Source organism: Pseudaeromonas sp. HNCC25DJ180, assembly GCF_055413345.1.
Map to the genome: position 1 here is coordinate 128,783 of NZ_JBVAYF010000011.1, position 15,829 is coordinate 144,611.

Annotated in this window: 11 protein-coding genes; 3 read left to right on the plus strand and 8 right to left on the minus strand. The window is 58.9% G+C overall.

Translation table 11 applies throughout. The annotated features are described in order from the left end of the window. Positions 1-25 precede the first annotated feature (25 nt). Positions 26-1,483: a deoxyribodipyrimidine photo-lyase gene (gene phrB / locus ACZYTD_RS11740; protein WP_463892226.1), complete on the plus strand. Its 1,458-nt coding sequence runs from the start codon at positions 26-28 to the stop codon at positions 1,481-1,483. Between the two features lie 22 nt (positions 1,484-1,505). On the opposite strand, the gene ACZYTD_RS11745 is transcribed toward phrB, so the two are convergent. Next, complete coding sequence (locus ACZYTD_RS11745; RefSeq protein ID WP_463892227.1) at positions 1,506-3,803, minus strand: heavy metal translocating P-type ATPase; 2,298 nt, start codon at positions 3,801-3,803, stop codon at positions 1,506-1,508. A 95-nt stretch (positions 3,804-3,898) separates the two neighbouring features. Here ACZYTD_RS11745 and cadR point away from each other — a divergent pair, with 95 nt between their 5' ends. Next, positions 3,899-4,297, plus strand: coding sequence for a Cd(II)/Pb(II)-responsive transcriptional regulator (cadR, locus tag ACZYTD_RS11750; protein ID WP_463892228.1), 399 nt, complete (start codon positions 3,899-3,901; stop codon positions 4,295-4,297). An 18-nt stretch (positions 4,298-4,315) separates the two neighbouring features. Here cadR and ACZYTD_RS11755 read toward each other — a convergent pair whose 3' ends face one another. The 5 genes from ACZYTD_RS11755 to ACZYTD_RS11775 form a co-directional block, all read right to left on the minus strand. Then, positions 4,316-5,650 (minus strand): YdgA family protein, encoded by a 1,335-nt coding sequence (locus tag ACZYTD_RS11755; protein WP_463892230.1) that lies wholly within the window; start codon positions 5,648-5,650, stop codon positions 4,316-4,318. Positions 5,651-5,788: 138 nt separating this feature from the next. After that, positions 5,789-6,388 (minus strand): 5'-deoxynucleotidase, encoded by a 600-nt coding sequence (gene yfbR, locus ACZYTD_RS11760; protein ID WP_463892232.1) that lies wholly within the window; start codon positions 6,386-6,388, stop codon positions 5,789-5,791. 117 nt (positions 6,389-6,505) lie between these two features. Next, entirely contained in the window at positions 6,506-7,720 is a 1,215-nt protein-coding gene (locus ACZYTD_RS11765) for a pyridoxal phosphate-dependent aminotransferase (protein ID WP_463892233.1), read from the minus strand. Between the two features lie 336 nt (positions 7,721-8,056). Next, positions 8,057-9,532: a D-alanyl-D-alanine carboxypeptidase/D-alanyl-D-alanine endopeptidase gene (gene dacB / locus ACZYTD_RS11770; RefSeq protein ID WP_463892235.1), complete on the minus strand. Its 1,476-nt coding sequence runs from the start codon at positions 9,530-9,532 to the stop codon at positions 8,057-8,059. 9 nt (positions 9,533-9,541) lie between these two features. Beyond that, positions 9,542-11,305 carry a DEAD/DEAH box helicase gene (locus ACZYTD_RS11775; protein ID WP_463892237.1) on the minus strand — a complete coding sequence of 588 codons (1,764 nt, stop codon included), beginning with the start codon at positions 11,303-11,305 and terminating at the stop codon, positions 9,542-9,544. Between the two features lie 141 nt (positions 11,306-11,446). Between ACZYTD_RS11775 and fabV the strand changes: the two genes are divergently transcribed. Next, complete coding sequence (gene fabV, locus ACZYTD_RS11780) at positions 11,447-12,643, plus strand: enoyl-ACP reductase FabV (RefSeq protein WP_463892239.1); 1,197 nt, start codon at positions 11,447-11,449, stop codon at positions 12,641-12,643. Positions 12,644-12,719: 76 nt separating this feature from the next. On the opposite strand, the gene ACZYTD_RS11785 is transcribed toward fabV, so the two are convergent. Both ACZYTD_RS11785 and ACZYTD_RS11790 read right to left on the minus strand, forming a co-directional pair. Next, on the minus strand, positions 12,720-14,963 hold the full coding sequence (locus ACZYTD_RS11785) for an InlB B-repeat-containing protein (RefSeq protein ID WP_463892240.1): 2,244 nt from the start codon (positions 14,961-14,963) through the stop codon (positions 12,720-12,722). A gap of 395 nt (positions 14,964-15,358) precedes the next feature. Further along, positions 15,359-15,817, minus strand: a complete 459-nt coding sequence (locus ACZYTD_RS11790; RefSeq protein WP_463892242.1) for a WbuC family cupin fold metalloprotein — start codon at positions 15,815-15,817, stop codon at positions 15,359-15,361. Positions 15,818-15,829 lie beyond the last annotated feature (12 nt).

The window sequence follows — 15,829 nt, forward strand, 5'->3', positions numbered from 1 at the left end:
CGAATCATAGTGGAGGGTGCTGCAGATGAGAGTGCTGTTTTGGTTTCGTCAGGATCTCCGGATCCACGACAACCCGGCTCTGGCGGCGGCCCAGCGGATGGCGCATCAGACCGGCGCACACCTGGAGACTCTGTTTATTGCCACCCCGAGCCAGTGGCACGCCCACCATCTGGCACCGCGCCGGGCTCAGTTGCTGGAGTCCAGACTCAATAGCCTGGGAGAGGAGCTGGCGCAGCTGGCTATCCCGTTGCATCTGCTGGAGGTGCCAAGCTTTGCCGAGCTACCAGCCCAACTGTTGGGCTGGTTAACGGCGCGGTCGACGTCATCAGAGGTTGCGCTGTTTGCCAATCGGGAGCTGCCTTGGGATGAGGTGCGGCGCGATCGGCTGGTCGATCATCAATTAACGGCGGCGGGCATCCCCTGTCACTGGTTTGATGAACGTTGCCTGTTTGTGCCGGGTGAGATCAATACTGGAGCAGGGGCCATGTTTCAGGTGTTTACCCCCTTTAGTCGGGCCTGGTTGGCACGCTTGAGCCAGCAAGGATCCGCAATGGCGCCAGCGGTTCAGGCCCAAGGCGGGCCTGAACTGAGCTGGGCCCCCATTTCCCTCAACTACCCCAAGCTCTCCTGCGAGGGGTGGCCGGTAAGCGAGCGGGCCATCCGCCAGAGGCTGTGGGCATTTGCCCAGCACCAGCTCAGCGCCTATGGTGAGCTGCGCGATTTCCCTGCCCTGGCGGCCACCAGTCAGCTCTCGCCCTATCTGGCCATGGGGGCGCTGTCGGTGCGTCAATGTCTGGCGGCTATGCAGGCGGCATTGGGTCATCTGCCATTAGAGCGTGGCGAGCCGGGCTTTGCCTGGTTAAATGAGCTTATCTGGCGGGAGTTCTACCAGCATCTGCTGGCTCGAGAGCCGCGCCTGGCGAAGGGGGAACCCTTCAAACGCGCCATGGCGCAGCTGGCTTGGCAGCCTGATGCGGCGCGCTTTGCCGCCTGGTGTGCCGGGCAGACGGGTTACCCGATAGTGGATGCGGCCATGCGTTGCCTGAACCAGACGGGCTGGATGCATAATAGGTTGCGGATGATAGTCGCCTCCTTCTTGTGCAAGGATCTGCATCAGCCCTGGTGGTGGGGTGAGCGCTACTTTATGCAACAACTGCTGGATGGCGAGCTGGCGGCCAACAATGGTGGCTGGCAATGGTCGGCGGGTACTGGCGCCGATGCGGCCCCCTGGTTTCGTATCTTCAATCCGACCACTCAGGGTCAGAAGTTTGACCCCTCAGGCGAGTTTATTCGTCGCTATCTGCCCGAGCTGGCTCTGGTACCACTCAAACAGCTGCATAGCCCCCACGCCTGGCTACAGGCCCAGGGGCAAGCGGCCTGTTATCCCCCGCCTATTGTCGATCACGCGATCGCCCGGCAGATCACCCTGGGGTTGTTTCAGGCCCTGACTCCGCCCGCTGACCATGAGGCTGATGTGAGCTGAACTGAACCGTATTGTACTGGGCTTAACTGGACGACTGCTCGGCCGAGCTGGCGGTGAGTTCTCTGTGACGCAACAGGCGCAGACCATTCCCTATCACCAACAGACTGGTGCCCATATCGGCAAATACGGCCAACCACAGGGAGCCCATGCCAAGCAGGGTGAGCAGCAAGAAGGCGGCTTTGATGCCGAGGGCCAGCAGTATATTCTGCTTGAGCACGCGTAAGGTCCGGCGTGACAGGCTCACCAGTTGGGGTAACTTGTGGAGATCATCGCTTAGCAGTGTGATGGGGGCTGTCTCTATGGCTGTGTCGCTGCCTCTTAGCCCCATGGCGATGCCCACGTCTGCTTGGGCTAATGCCGGTGCATCGTTGACGCCATCCCCCACCATGCCGACCGTTCCACGCCCTGCCAGTTGTTGCTGCTGGGCCATGATGAGAGCCTGCTTCTGCTCCGGCCTCAGACCGCCATGGGCCAGCGCTATGCCAAACTGTTGCGCCAAGCGCTGGGTGAGGGCGGGTTGATCCCCCGAGAGGATCAGCAGTGTGATGCCCTGTTGCTGCAGCCTGGTCATGGCAGATTGAGCCTCGCTCTTGAGCGGGTCGTGCAGACAAAATTGCGCCAGCAGCTGATAACCCTGACTGTCGTGGCGGGCCAACAGCACTTCGCTCGTTAACGCCTGCGGGGGCATAGCCTCCAGTGTGACCCCGAGCTCATCCAACCAACGCCGGGAGCCGAGCAGATAACGGTGCTGCCCCTGGCTGGCGCTCATGCCGAGTCCGGCTTGTTCGTTTAACTCATCGAATGCCACGGGAGGCACGTCAAAGTGACCAGCAATGGCTTGGGCCAGCGGATGATGGGAGCGCTGGGCCAGGGTGACGGCGCAAGATAACCAGGCGGCTTGTTGCTGCGGCGTAGCGGGGCCCCAGTTTACCTCCCGCAGGCTGGGGCGCCCCTGGCTCAAGGTACCTGTCTTATCCAATGCTAATACTTTCAGCCGGGCTACCTGCTCCAGATAGGCGCCGCCGCGGATCACTATCCCTTGGCGGGCGGCCCAGGCCAGGGCGCTCAACAGGGTTACCGGGGTGGCGATCACCAAGGCACAGGGGCAGGCGATGACCAGTACCACCAAGGCACGGTAGAGCCAGACACTCCAGCTCCCCTCGAACAGCAGAGGGGGGAGCAGGGCCATCAGCAGGGCCAACCCCATCACTAACGGGGTATAGAGGCGAGCAAAGCTATCTATGGTCTGCTGGATGGGCGCCTTACTCTGCCGAGCACTCTCAACGGCGCGAATGATGCGCGCCAGGGTGGAGTCGTTGGCCAGGCTGGTCACCTGGCACTCCAGCTCCCCTTGCTGGTTGAGGGTTCCGGCATACAGACGTGCTCCCGCCCCTTTTTCAACCGGCAGACTCTCGCCGGTTAATGAAGACTCATCCACGCTGCTGCGGCCCTTGACCACCAAGCCATCTAGCGGGATCTGACTGCCGGGGGGAATACGGATATGAGCACCGATGGCAACCTCGCTCACCGGCATGGGGGTGGTGCGCCCCTCTGCGGTAACGAGGAGTGCCTGGTTGGGCGCCAGCTTGAGCAGGCTGGTGATGGCCTGATTGGCTCGGGTAAGCGAAGCAGACTCCAGCCGCTCGGCCACGGCAAACAGAAAGAGCACCATGGCGGCCTCGGGCCATTGCCCCAGGGCCAGCGCGCCGCTGACCGCCAGGGTCATCAGGGCGTGAATGTTGAGATCCCGATGGCGCAGTGCCAGCCACCCTTTGCGATAGGTGGTGGTGCCACACAGCAGTAGGGTCAGGAGCGCTAGCAGGGGGCTGAGCCACAGTAGCTGGGGCCAGAGCCAGTGGCTTAGTTCGGCGCCCAGGGCCGCGCCACCCGCCATCCCAAGCGGCAACCAGGCCGGGTAACGAGTTTGGGTCGCGGTAGACTGGGGCTCACCGTTGTGTTGCGGGGTGAAGCCCAGGTCCCGGATGGCTTGCAGTATCTCGGGCAGTGCCTCCGGGGTGTGCTCCACCTGCAGTATGCGGGAGAGCAGATCAAACTGCAGCTCGCCCACGCCAACCAGTTGCTGTAGTTGCTTGCGGATCAGCCGCTCCTCGACCGGGCAGTCCATCTGGGTGATATGCAAGCGAGTGATATGAGCGCCGGCCAGCGGGGAAAGCGGGGATGACGTGCGCTCGCTGCCACCGCAGAATCCCTGGCAGCAGGCCGTGACTTGCCCTGGTGCCACGGTGGGGCGGGTGCTTGTCCCGGCGATTTTTCGCACGGGCCGCCAGGGGCCACGCACAGGTGAAGTGGAGGAGGGCATGGTGGGCTCCGAAGTAAAGAACAACTTGCCTTAAGTAGAAACCCTGAAGTAACTTCAGGGTCAAGCATAATCGTTGTCGTACCTCAGGAGTCTCGATGCAGATTGGAGAACTGGCCCGTAAAGCCGAATGCGAGGTGGAAACCATCCGCTACTATGAGCGTGAAGGTTTGCTGCCGGCTCCTGCTCGCAGCCAATCCGGTTATCGGCAGTATGATGTGACCCTGCTAGGAGAGCTGCAGTTTATCCGCCATTGTCGCTCTTTGGGGATCAGTCTAGCCGAGATCCGCACACTGCAAGCCTATCGGGCGGAACCCCAGCAAGAGTGCTGCGCTGTCAACCAGTTGCTGGATCAGCACCTGGCTCGGCTTTATCAGCAGATCGGCTCGCTGCAACAGTTGGCGCAACAACTGGAGCAGTTGCGCCAACGTTGCCAAACCAGCAGTACGGTGGCGGATTGTGCCATCTTGCAGGGGTTGACCCAGCCCCCGTCTTGATTACTCTGAGTTAGCCTATCACCAGGGCAGGGCCACGCCGTTGGCGGAGAGTTTGCCATTGACCATACGCAGGCGGCTGTTGATATTGCCGGCGCTATCTTGATCCAGGGTCAGAAAGCCGGCTTGTTGCATGGCCAGCAGTTGTTCTTGCTGGGGCAGCAGAGCCTGGGCCAAGGCCTGGTTCGCCTTCACGTTCAGACTGCCCTGCAACAAAGAGCGCAGTGAGGCCACGTTTTGTAGCTGGACAACATCAAAGGGGTGGGAGTTTAGCGCCCCATTGGCACTGAACTCACCCTGGTAAAGTCGTAGCGCCAGCCGATCCAGATTGATGGCAAAACCACTGCGAGTGATGCGGTTGATGGCGAGCAATATCCGTTGTTTATTGCCGCCGGGTTGGCTCAACTCGTTGAACAACTGACGCAGCCCCTGCTGCTCTATCCCCCCCAATTGCAGTGCCAGCTGCACATCGTTGAGGATCAACGGAATATGGCTGGAGGCAGACTGGTAGCGAATGGCGGTCAAAGCCCCTTGCCAGTCGGTGTCTACCAGCGAGAGCAGACCCTGTTTGTTGGCATGGACTGATGTCTGCACTGAGAGATTTTGCAGATCGAGTTGTTCCAGGGTGGAGGTGATCCGTGCGCTCTCCAGGCCGAACGTTAGGCTGGGCATCAACCAGTTAGTCTGGTGTTGTTTAAGCCCCAGCTGGCCTGTTATGCCGTTTAGCTCCACCACCCGTTGCGCATACTCCAGTTGTATACCTGGAATTTGCCAGTTGAGTTCCCGCTGCTCGGGTCGTTGTGTCAGTTGGAGGTTAAAGGGTTGCAGGGTAAAGCTGATATTGGGTTTGTGCAGCTGCAACCCTTCGCTGACCAGCTCAAATTGCAGCAATTTATCCCAGCCACCCACTTGCCAGGAGAGCTGCTGGCGGGTTGGGGTCAGATCACCCTGAGCCACCAACTCGGCTGGGGTGCCCTGGTCAAACCGCAACTCGGCTTGGCCGCGCAACTGGCCGGGGAGTACCAGGGTATCCAGGCTGACATAGAGATCCACTACTCCGGAGTGGCGCAACAGGGCTTGCAGATGCGAGGGGAGCTGCGGCAGTTGTTCCGAGCTCAGGATGCGCTCCGGGTCCAGAACGCACAGATGGATCTGACTCTGGCGATGAAACAGGCCGCGATCCTCATCCAGCCAGGTGACCGCCATGCCGGGAACCTGTTGCAGGCGTTGCAGCCACTCCAGCCGCAGGGCATCGTAGACTTGGCCCGTGCGCCAGCAAAAAAATAGCCCAATCACAACCAGCAGAGTCGCTATGCCAACCCCAAGTCGGTAACGCGCATTTACAGTCATCATCATTTTTCAACTACAACCCAGATCACACTTTGCCATCATGGGCGGCATGCTGACCGATATAAATGACACTTTCATTAATTACTTATGCCACGAATTGCTATTTAGTACTTTATCAATGCTCTAGCTGGGGTAGTTGTATATTTATTCGGCGCTGGGATTCATCTCATCCAGGGTCAGGGCAAAACTGGGCATAAATACCTCCAGAAAGTAGCTGACTGCCGGGGTCATGCGCTCCTGCAACATCTTCTCCAGACGGCGCTTGGCCACTTCAAATTCATGGTTACCCGCCGAGAGCTCCTCCAGGCACTTGCTGTAGGCACAGAGGGTATCGGCGGCCTTGACCACGCGCACATGGGCTGGATCCTGGGCGCCTGAGTCCAGCAGGGGGCGAAAGTCATCCACGAACTCGCTGGGGAGCATACTGAGCAGGCGTTGCTCGGCCAGCTTCTCGATCTTTTTATACTCATGGGCGATCGCCGGGTTGTGATATTTCACCGGGGTAGGGAGATCGCCAGTCAACACCTCGGTAGCATCGTGGTAGAGCGCCATCAGGGCCGCTTGCTCCGGATTGAGCTGGCCGGCGAACTTGCGGTTTTCAATCAGCGCCAAGGCATGGGCCACCATGGCTACCTGCAGGCTGTGCTCGCTGATGTTCTCCTTTTGTACATTACGCATCAGGGGCCAGCGGTAGATGAGTTTCATCCGCGAGAGGTGGGCAAAGAAGTGGCTAAGTTCAGTCATGGTCGCTCCTTGTTAGAGCCTGTGATTTTCGTCGATACAGGCGGTAAATCGGGCACAGTAACATACAAAAAAGCGAGGCAGCCATGGGCTGCCTCGGATGTTCGCGTTGGTGCTGGTTTATTGGTGATACTGCTTGAGGAAACGAGCCAGGCGGCCGATGGCGTCTTGCAATATCTCCTTTTGTGGCAGGAAGACCAGACGGAAGTGATCCGGGGTCGGCCAGTTGAAGCCGGTCCCCTGTACCAGCAGCAGTTTTTCCTGTTGCAGCAGATCGAATACCAGCTTCTGATCATCCTTGATGGGATAGACCTTGGGATCCAGGCGCGGGAACATGTAGAGCGCCCCCTTGGGCTTGACGCAGGAGACCCCGGGGATCTCGTTGATCAGCTCCCAGGCCAGATCCCGCTGCTCACGCAGACGGCCGCCTGGCAGGATCAGCTCATTGATGCTCTGATAGCCGCCCAGGGCGGTCTGGATGGCGAACTGCATGGGCACGTTGGCACACAGCCGCATGGAGGCCAGCATCTCCAACCCATCTATGTAGCCGCGGGCATGTTGCTTGGGACCACTGACCAGCATCCAGCCCTGGCGGAAACCGCAGGCGCGATAGGCCTTGGAGAGACCGTTAAAGGTCACGACCAGCACATCGTCACACAGGGTACAGATGCTGTGGTGGGCGATATCGTCATAGATGATCTTGTCGTAGATCTCATCGGCAAAGATGATGAGTTTGTTCTGCCGGGCCACCTCGATCACCTCCAGCAAAAACTCTGTGCTGTAGACGGCGCCGGTGGGATTGTTGGGGTTGATGAGCACTATGCCCCGGGTCTTGGGAGTGATCTTCTTCTTGATGTCATCCAGATCGGGATACCACTCCGCCTGTTCGTCGCAGATGTAGTGCACCGGATGGCCACCGGAGAGGGTGACGGCCGCCGTCCACAAGGGATAGTCGGGGGCGGGGACCAGCATCTCGTCGCCATTGTTGAGCAGGGCCTGCATGGCCATGACGATAAGCTCGGAGGCGCCGTTACCTATGTAGATATCATCCACATCGGCCTTGCGTAACCCTTTTTGCTGGTAGTGCTGGGCTATGGCCTTGCGGGCGGCAAACAGCCCCTTGGAATCGCAGTAGCCTTGGCCCTGGGCGATATTGATCACCACGTCCTTGATCACCTCTTCCGGGGCATCAAAACCGAAGGAGGCAGGATTACCTATGTTGAGCTTGAGAATGCGGTGGCCTTCATCTTCCAGGCGGCGGGCCTCTTTATGGACCGGGCCGCGAATGTCATAACAGACATTGTCCAGCTTGTGGGATTTGTCGATTGAATACATCTGTGCCTCTGTAATGCCGTGGGAGGGGCCGTCCGGTCGCCTCCGAAGCCCTCTATTCTTCCCCTTCATCGCCCGTGTGACAACGGTCAAGTGAGGTTATTTTTTTAGTGTGAGTGGCGATAAAAGTGTCTTTATGACAAATATAAAACCAGATTTCAGGCTGATTATTGAAATTTTCAACTAATGTGGATCTGTTGCTGGGTGTGCTGTACTGGTGCAGAGCCCTTGTCATGGCGGGATCGTCTGCCGGAAAAAGCGGGGATGGCGTGCGGCTGTGGGCGGCGTGGGAGCGCGAGTTTACGCGTCAAGGGGCCCGTAGGCCCCTGACAATGGCGGTCAGTCGCTGATCTGCACCGGTTGCTCGCGGTAGATCTGCTCCAGCACGGCGCGCTCAAACTTGTAGTGGGGGGAGGCAATGCGGTGTGCTTTCAACGCCTGGCGCACCTTGGGGGGGAAGGTGAGTCCGTTGACCATCACCACAAATGCCTTGCGCTGGCCCGAGGCTGTGGTCATGAACCCTGCCAGGTTGGAGACATTTTGCAGTGTACCTGTTTTGGCGGTGACATTCTTGACCAGGGGGGGCATCTGCACACTGCCGCGCGAGCCCAGGGTGCCGCTCATGCCTGCAACCGGCAGCTTTGCAATAAGCTGGAGCTGGGCATCGTTGCGGGCGATAAAATCGAGCACTTCCAGCATCTGGCTCGCCTTGATGAGGTTATGGGCCGAAAGACCCGAGCCGTCGGCCAGCAGGGCCGAGCCCAGATCGATGCCCGCCTTGGTGCGCAGTATCTCGCGGATGGCATCGGCGCCAGTGGCATAGCTGGCGGGACGTTTGAAATAGAGATGCCCCAGGGCGCGGGCCAGACTGTCGGCGATCAGGTTATCGGACTTTTTCAGCATGCGATCCAGCAGCTTGCTTAGGGGGGCGGAAGGCACATGGGCAATCTCCACCAGATTTGCGGGGGATTTGCGCACCGATAGCACCTTACCCGTCACGTTGAGGCCCGCCCTCTTGGCGGCCCACCCCGAGATATTGATGCCCCAGATGGTGGGGTCCTGTACCGCAAAAGAGAGGGGCCAGGGCTTACCTTTTTGCGCTGGGATGCAGCCGGTTAGATGGTAGTTGTTACCTGAGTCCAGGTTTACCTCCAGCTCGCAGCCCGAGTAGTAGTCGTTGAGTGTCACCACCTGAGCTGCACTGGTGATGGTGATGGGTTGGCCTGTCTTGATCATCGGCTGTGCCAGTTGACCCACGTTGTCGGCCTTGAGCTCGGCGAAGACACAGTTGCGATCTATGATCACCGCCGAGGCCGGGGCGGTGAAACAAACCGGCAGATCGTTCCAGGACCAGCCGTTGCCTCGGTCGTAGCCCGCGTAGTTGCTCACATCCAGCAGCAGATTGCCATTGATCTGGGTGACCCCCTGTTGCCGTACATAGGCCAGCAGGTTGATGAGGGCCTGGCGGGTCAGATCCGGGGCGCCGTTAAATTCGATGACCAGATCGCCATTTAGTACGCCGCCACTGGCTTTGGCCTGCGCCATGGCGCCCTGGGCGGCGAGCAGTCGAGTCTTGAATTGCCAGTCGGGCCCCAAAAACAACGAGGCGGCGGTAGCGGTCAAAACCTTCTGGGTGGAGGCCGGGATCATGAAGGCATCCGTGTGGACTCCCTGGATCGTACTCTGGCCGGGCACCTTATAGGCGATGGCCACGCGGGCGCCTTCTGGTACCGGAATGGAGGCGGTTGCCGTGGCACCACCACAGAGGGAAACCAGAAGCAGGGCGGGACGGAGCAGGGTGGATAATAATTTCATATAAACCTCTTACAGGGCATAAGCAGTACGAAAGCGGCCCTGATAATCAAAAATTTTCTCGGTAATGCGCCAAACATGCCCCTGCTTACGGGCAATCACGAAGTCGGGATGGCGCAACTGCGGCTCGGCATCGAGCACGCTCTCTAGCGTAACCAGTTGGGGGGCTAGCCCCGGTGCCCGCCAGTGACGGGCGATCAAGTGTTGGTTCAGGCGCTGCAAGCTGCCTGCCGTATCGAAGGCAAAGCGCTCGCTCAGCTCGGCACCCTCCTCATCATGATAGGTGACCCGCAGCAAGATGCGGCCCTGTTTGCGTTCCGGATGCAGTGTCATGCCGGCGCAGCGGATCACCTTGGCATCCTTGAGTGCCAGGGCGGCCTTAAGCTGATCGTCGGCGTCAAATAGCAGCTCATCGCAGCTGTGGCAGCGGCGGGCGGCAATGTCATTGGCCGCGCCACAGTGACCACAAATTTTAGACCGGAAACGATAGTCGCAAAATTCTCGATGTCCACCATCATCTTCAAAAAAACCGTGACATTGCCGACCAAAATGCTCTAACACCTGGCCATAAATATCCAATCGACCCCAAAATTGATTGGCAAAGCCACAGGCAGGGCAGAGCACCTGGACGGGCACTGTGTCGGCAGCAGGTTTGGGCTCACCTATTTCGGGGGCAAAGAGGTCGAAGGCATTACCCGCGTAATCGAGGATCAGGCACTCGTGCTTGTGGTCGCTCAGGCGTAGGCCGCGACCTATGATCTGCTGGTACAAGGAGAGGGACTCGGTCGGCCGCAGTACCACAATCAAATCCACATGAGGAGCATCAAAGCCGGTGGTCAGTACGGCCACATTGACCAGATACTTGAGCTGACGCGCTTTGAACTCGGCTATCAGCCTATCCCGTTCGGGCAGGGGGGTGGCACCGGTGATCAGCGCCGCCTCACCGGGTGGCAGCAGGCCGGTCACTTCTCCGGCATGTTCGACCGTGGCGGCGAAGACCATGACGCCTTGGCGCTCGGCGGCATAGTCGATGATCTGCCGCACTATATGGGGGGTGACCCGGGCCTGGCGTTTGAGTTCCCTCTCTATATCCACGTCGCTGAACAGACCATTCTCTCTAGGCTGCAGCTGGCTGAAGTCGTAGTGGACGGCGGGGGCATCGATGAGGCGCGGAGGCGTCAGATAGCCTTCGCGTATCATCTGGCGCAGGGGGAGCTCGAAAATGCACTCGGCAAAGAAACGCGGCTCGGTGGTGCGAACCATGCCACGATAGTGGTAGTTGTAGATGTAGCCCAGACCCAGTCGGTAGGGGGTGGCGGTCAATCCCAGGACCTTGAGTCCGGGATTTTGCTGGCGCAGGTGGGTCATCAACTGGTGGTACTGGCTCTCATCCTCTTCACCTACTCTGTGACACTCATCGATGATCACCAAGGAGACGGGCGCCATGAATGCATCCAGATTGCGGGCGACCGATTGAATGGAGCCAAAGACTACCCGACGCTGGTTGATTTTCTGACCCAAGCCAGCGGAGAAGAGATCAGCCTGTACACCCTCCTGCAGACCCAGGGCCTGGTACTTGGCATGGTTCTGGGCTACCAGCTCCTTGACGTGGGCCAGCACCAGCACGCGCCCCTTAGCCTTACGGGCTAACTCGGCTATGACTAGGCTCTTGCCCGCGCCTGTCGGTAGCACCAATAGGGCTGGCTCGGCGCGTTTGCGGAAGTGACGAATGACGGCATCGACAGCCTGCTGCTGGTAGGGTCTGAGCTGATACATGGCTGCCGGAGAGTCAAAAGAGCTAGAGATAGGCGGATTATAGGGAGCCCGCTCTGCGACGCAACAGATCCGACATCACAAGTGGCAGCTAATCGTGTATGATTTGACTCGTTTTTTCCAAAACCGACTAGAGAACCGACCATGATCATTACCCCCAAGGTACGTGGCTTTATCTGCACCACCACTCATCCGGCCGGCTGCGAGGCCAATGTGCGTCAACAGATCGCCTATATCAAGAGTAAAGGCAAACTGGAACACGGTCCCAAGCGTGTGCTGGTGATCGGTGCCTCTACCGGCTATGGCCTCTCTTCCCGCATCACGGCGGCCTTCGGCTCTGATGCCGCCACTATCGGTGTCTTCTTCGAGAAGCCCGGTAGTGACAAGAAAACCGGTAGTGCGGGTTGGTACAATTCAGCCGCCTTTGACAAGGCCGCCAAAGAGGCGGGTTTGTATGCCAAGAGTGTCAATGGCGATGCCTTCTCCAACGAGTGCCGTGATCAGGTAATTGAACTCATCAAGGCCGATCTGGGGCAGATTGATCTGGTGGTTTACTCCCTGGCTTCGCCGGTACGTAAGCTGCCGGATACGGGTGAGGTGATCCGCTCCGCTTTGAAGCCGATTGGTGAGGTTTATAAGACCACGGCCATCGACACCAACAAGGATGTGATCGTCGAGGCTCAGGTTGAACCGGCCAATGAGGAAGAGATTGCCAGCACCATCAAGGTGATGGGTGGCGAAGATTGGGAGCTGTGGCTCAACGCACTGGAAGCGGCGGGTGTCCTGGCCGACGGCGCCAAGAGTGTAGCCTACAGCTACATAGGTACCGATCTGACCTGGCCCATCTACTGGCATGGCACCCTGGGCCGCGCCAAGGAAGATCTGGATCGCGCCAGTGCCGCCATCGGCGCCAAGCTGGCCACCAAGGGCGGCGCCGCCTATGTGGGGGTACTCAAATCCGTGGTAACCCAGGCTTCTGCCGCCATTCCGGTTATGCCACTCTATATCTCCATGTCATTCCAGATCATGAAACGGATGGGGTTGCACGAGGGGTGTCTGGAGCAGATCCAGCGTCTGTTCTGGACCCGTCTCTACTCAGGCGAGGCTACGCCTACCGATGAGAAGGGGCGTATTCGCATGGATGATTGGGAACTGCGTGATGATGTGCAGCAAGCCTGCCGTGACTTGTGGCCCCAGATCACCAGCGAGAACCTCTCGCAGCTGACCGACTACCAGGGTTACAAGGATGAATTCCTGAAGCTCTTCGGTTTTGGCTGGAGCGGTGTGGACTACGCGGCCGACGTCAATCCAGAAGTGAACTTTGATGTGATTGAGCTGTAACCAGCCTCATCGCAGCCAGATAAATAGGGCGCCTACGGGGCGCCCTGTTTTTTTCCGGCTAGAGCTGATTTCACACTCAGTTGAAGGTGGCCACCAGCGTTTGATCCTGGGTGATGGGCACGGTGCACTTGGTCGCGGTCAGATTATTACAGACGGTTCCTGTCCACTTGACGAACGTGTGCTTTCTGGCCGGGGTGGCGGTCAGTGTGACAGTGGAGCCTGTGGTGAAGGATTTGCTGCAGGTTTTGCCGCAACTGATCCCCTTGGGACTACTGGCTACGCTGCCCAAGCCACTGAGGCTGACTGTCACCTTATAGGTCGTCGGCAGGGTGTTAAAGCTGGCTGTGATGTTTCTGGCCGCACTCATGGTAGTGCTACAACTGGTGGCTGTGCTGGTGGCGCAACCGCTCCAGCTAGCGAGTTGGCTACCCACGGCTGGTGTGGCGGTGAGTGTTACGGCTGTGCCGTAATCCAGCGTGAGCGAGCAGAGATTGCCGCAGTTGATGCCATTACCCGTCACTGTGCCTGAACCCGTCCCACTCTTGCTCACCGCCAGCAACAATTGCTGCAAGGTAAAGTTGGCGCTGAGTGTCTTATCGCCATCCATGGTGAAGGCGCAAGGCGCGGTACCAGGACAAGAGGCCAGGCTCCAACCGCTAAATTGAGTGCCGACAGCCGGCGTGGCTTGCAGTGTGACCTGGGTGCCAGCTGTGAGCCAAGCAGAGCAGATGGGGTCACAGCTGATCTCGCCACCGGCACCACTTACCGAGCCGGTGCCGTTGCCGGTTTTGGCAACCAGTAGGGGGTATTGAATGGCGGCATTGGGGTCACCAACCCGGACCGTATAGCTTTTGCTTACCGGTAGTGGCGAGGGGCTGGTGTCGCTCACCTGCAGGGTGAAGTTATAGGTGCCGAGCACAGGATTGCCGCTTTGTGACAAGATGCCTGTCGCTGGATCCAGGCTCAGACCGGTCGGCAGGGCGCCATGAGTGAGGGTGACTGTATAGGGGGGCATGCCGCCAATCACCACGGTGCGGGCCAGATAGCCCTCTGCAGAATTAGTGTCCCAATCTTGAATATGCTCTATGAGCCCCAGTTCAGTGTTGGCATTGAAACCCGCCATTTGCGCACCGATGAAGTTGCCCACCACGATCCGCTTGCTGCAATCTATGGTGTAGCTATCACCATTTGCATCCGTTACAGTCACGCTACTGCTCAGACCATGGAGGTAGTTGGCCGAGGCCGGATCCGTGGTGGGATTGACTTCGCTGCACATGGCTTCCCCTGTCTCGCCATCAATGGAGGAGCCATCGGCATCGGTCAGATCGGGATTGAGCCCTCTGTCATCGGCGGCATAGCGGTAAAACTCATAGCGGCGGGTGACTATCTCATCGCCGTTAGGTAACTCCTCTGGCTGTCCGGCCAGCTCACCATTGGCGCCGCCTGGATTGTTGGGGTCATTGAGCTTGGCAAATTCGGTCTGCATCATGCGCCATTCGACTTCGGTTTGTGCCTCAACGGCGACGCCATCCCCTGGCTTATCGTTCAGCCAGTTCACTTCGTTCTGGGCGTTGGGGTCGTCATCGACCAGGGCCTCAAGCTTGATCGGCTGATCGTTCTTAGCGGAGGTTTTGATCTCCTTGGCCCATATCGCCTCGCCAAATTTTGCTTGTACCGGTGGCGCCAGCTCAGGTTGGGGTGGGGGCGGAGCCTGGATCACGGCTTGTACCTGGGCCGGTTGGTTAAGGGCCGGCACAGGAGGCGAGTAGGTATAGATAGGGGTGGCCACATTCAATGCCGAACCCAGCACCAGCGTACCCGGTGCGGTCGGGCTTTCCACCAACCAGTTGTAGCGAATGAGTGAGGGTTTGGCTGGGGTGGGTGGGGTCGTGGTGGGGTCGGCGGCCGTGGGATAGTAGCCTACCCCGAAGTGATCGCATACCGCCGGGACGGCGGAGGGATCAGTGCACTGGTGCCCCAGGGTGGCGGGGAAGGGGTTAGCCGGGTCTTGTGGCACTGTGGTGGCGAGAAACTGATTGGTCGCCGGATCTTTTTTACTCTCGAAGCGTACAAACACTCTGGGGGTGACGCCATCCGGCGCAACATCTTCGCGGATGATGGGCGTGCCGTAACGGCTCCAGTCGTAGGTATAGGTGATCTCTGTGCTATGTATGCCTTCGAGCTCTATCTCCAGACCGTGACACGCCTGGTTTGTATCGTTGACTGCATCAAAGTTGTTGAGATCCCCATAGGCGCTACTGGCCAGGGCCTGGCTGCTGCCTAGTAGCAGGGCGATCGTAAGCATCACTCGTTTGTTCATGGAATAGTTCCTCCATCACTGAGTATGGCGATGACACGTTGCATGGTCAGACTACCAAGGCGCGGGGAACCAGTGAGCCAGAGCTCTGACGGATGCGGTTAGGTGCGCGACACCTCATCTCCTGTGATGGGATCGAGTTTGGTGCCGCAGGGCTAACCTCTCGGTTGTTGCGTTAATGTTAACTAAATCACAGTATAGCTCATGATAACCATGTCAGTAGTCAGGGTTACTATTTTCATAACCAGCGGCCGGGGGTGGCTATCATGGGTGGCTATCATGGGTGGCTATAGGGGGGGGAAGTGGGCAGACTGGCCTGCGTAGCGGTGGTGTAGTGGCTTCAACAATGGCGCCGCTACAGGGCAAGGGAGGTAGCGGCGCTTTGGCGTGACGGGGAGCTAAATAGGGCACTGATCACCGGGCTGAGCGGTTATGAGCCAAGCCTGGAACTCCGCAACCCCTGCCTGCCCCTCCTGGGGGGCCCACTCAGCGAACTGGGAGGGGGCAAAGGGGCCAGGTTTGACCTCGAACAGGCAGCAGGGCTGGTTGAAAACCAGGGTATGCATGGTCGCCGCGGGCATCTCGAGCACATCTCCTGGTGTCAGCCGTCGGCGCTCAAGTAGGGTGCCCTGTTCGTCAAAACTCAAGCAGTCAACCTCGCCATAAACCGGGATCAGGCACTCCCACTGCTGGGTATGTTGGTGGGCGGCCACATAACTGCCGGGTTGGGCGGCGATCAGCATACGTTGCACTGTATCTTGATGATCTTGGTGCCAGAGTTGGTGGCTACGCAGGCGAGGAGAGTTGGCCGCCTCTGCCAGCAATTGCTGGGCCAGGGCGCGATCACATTGCTTCATGTCTATTCCTTT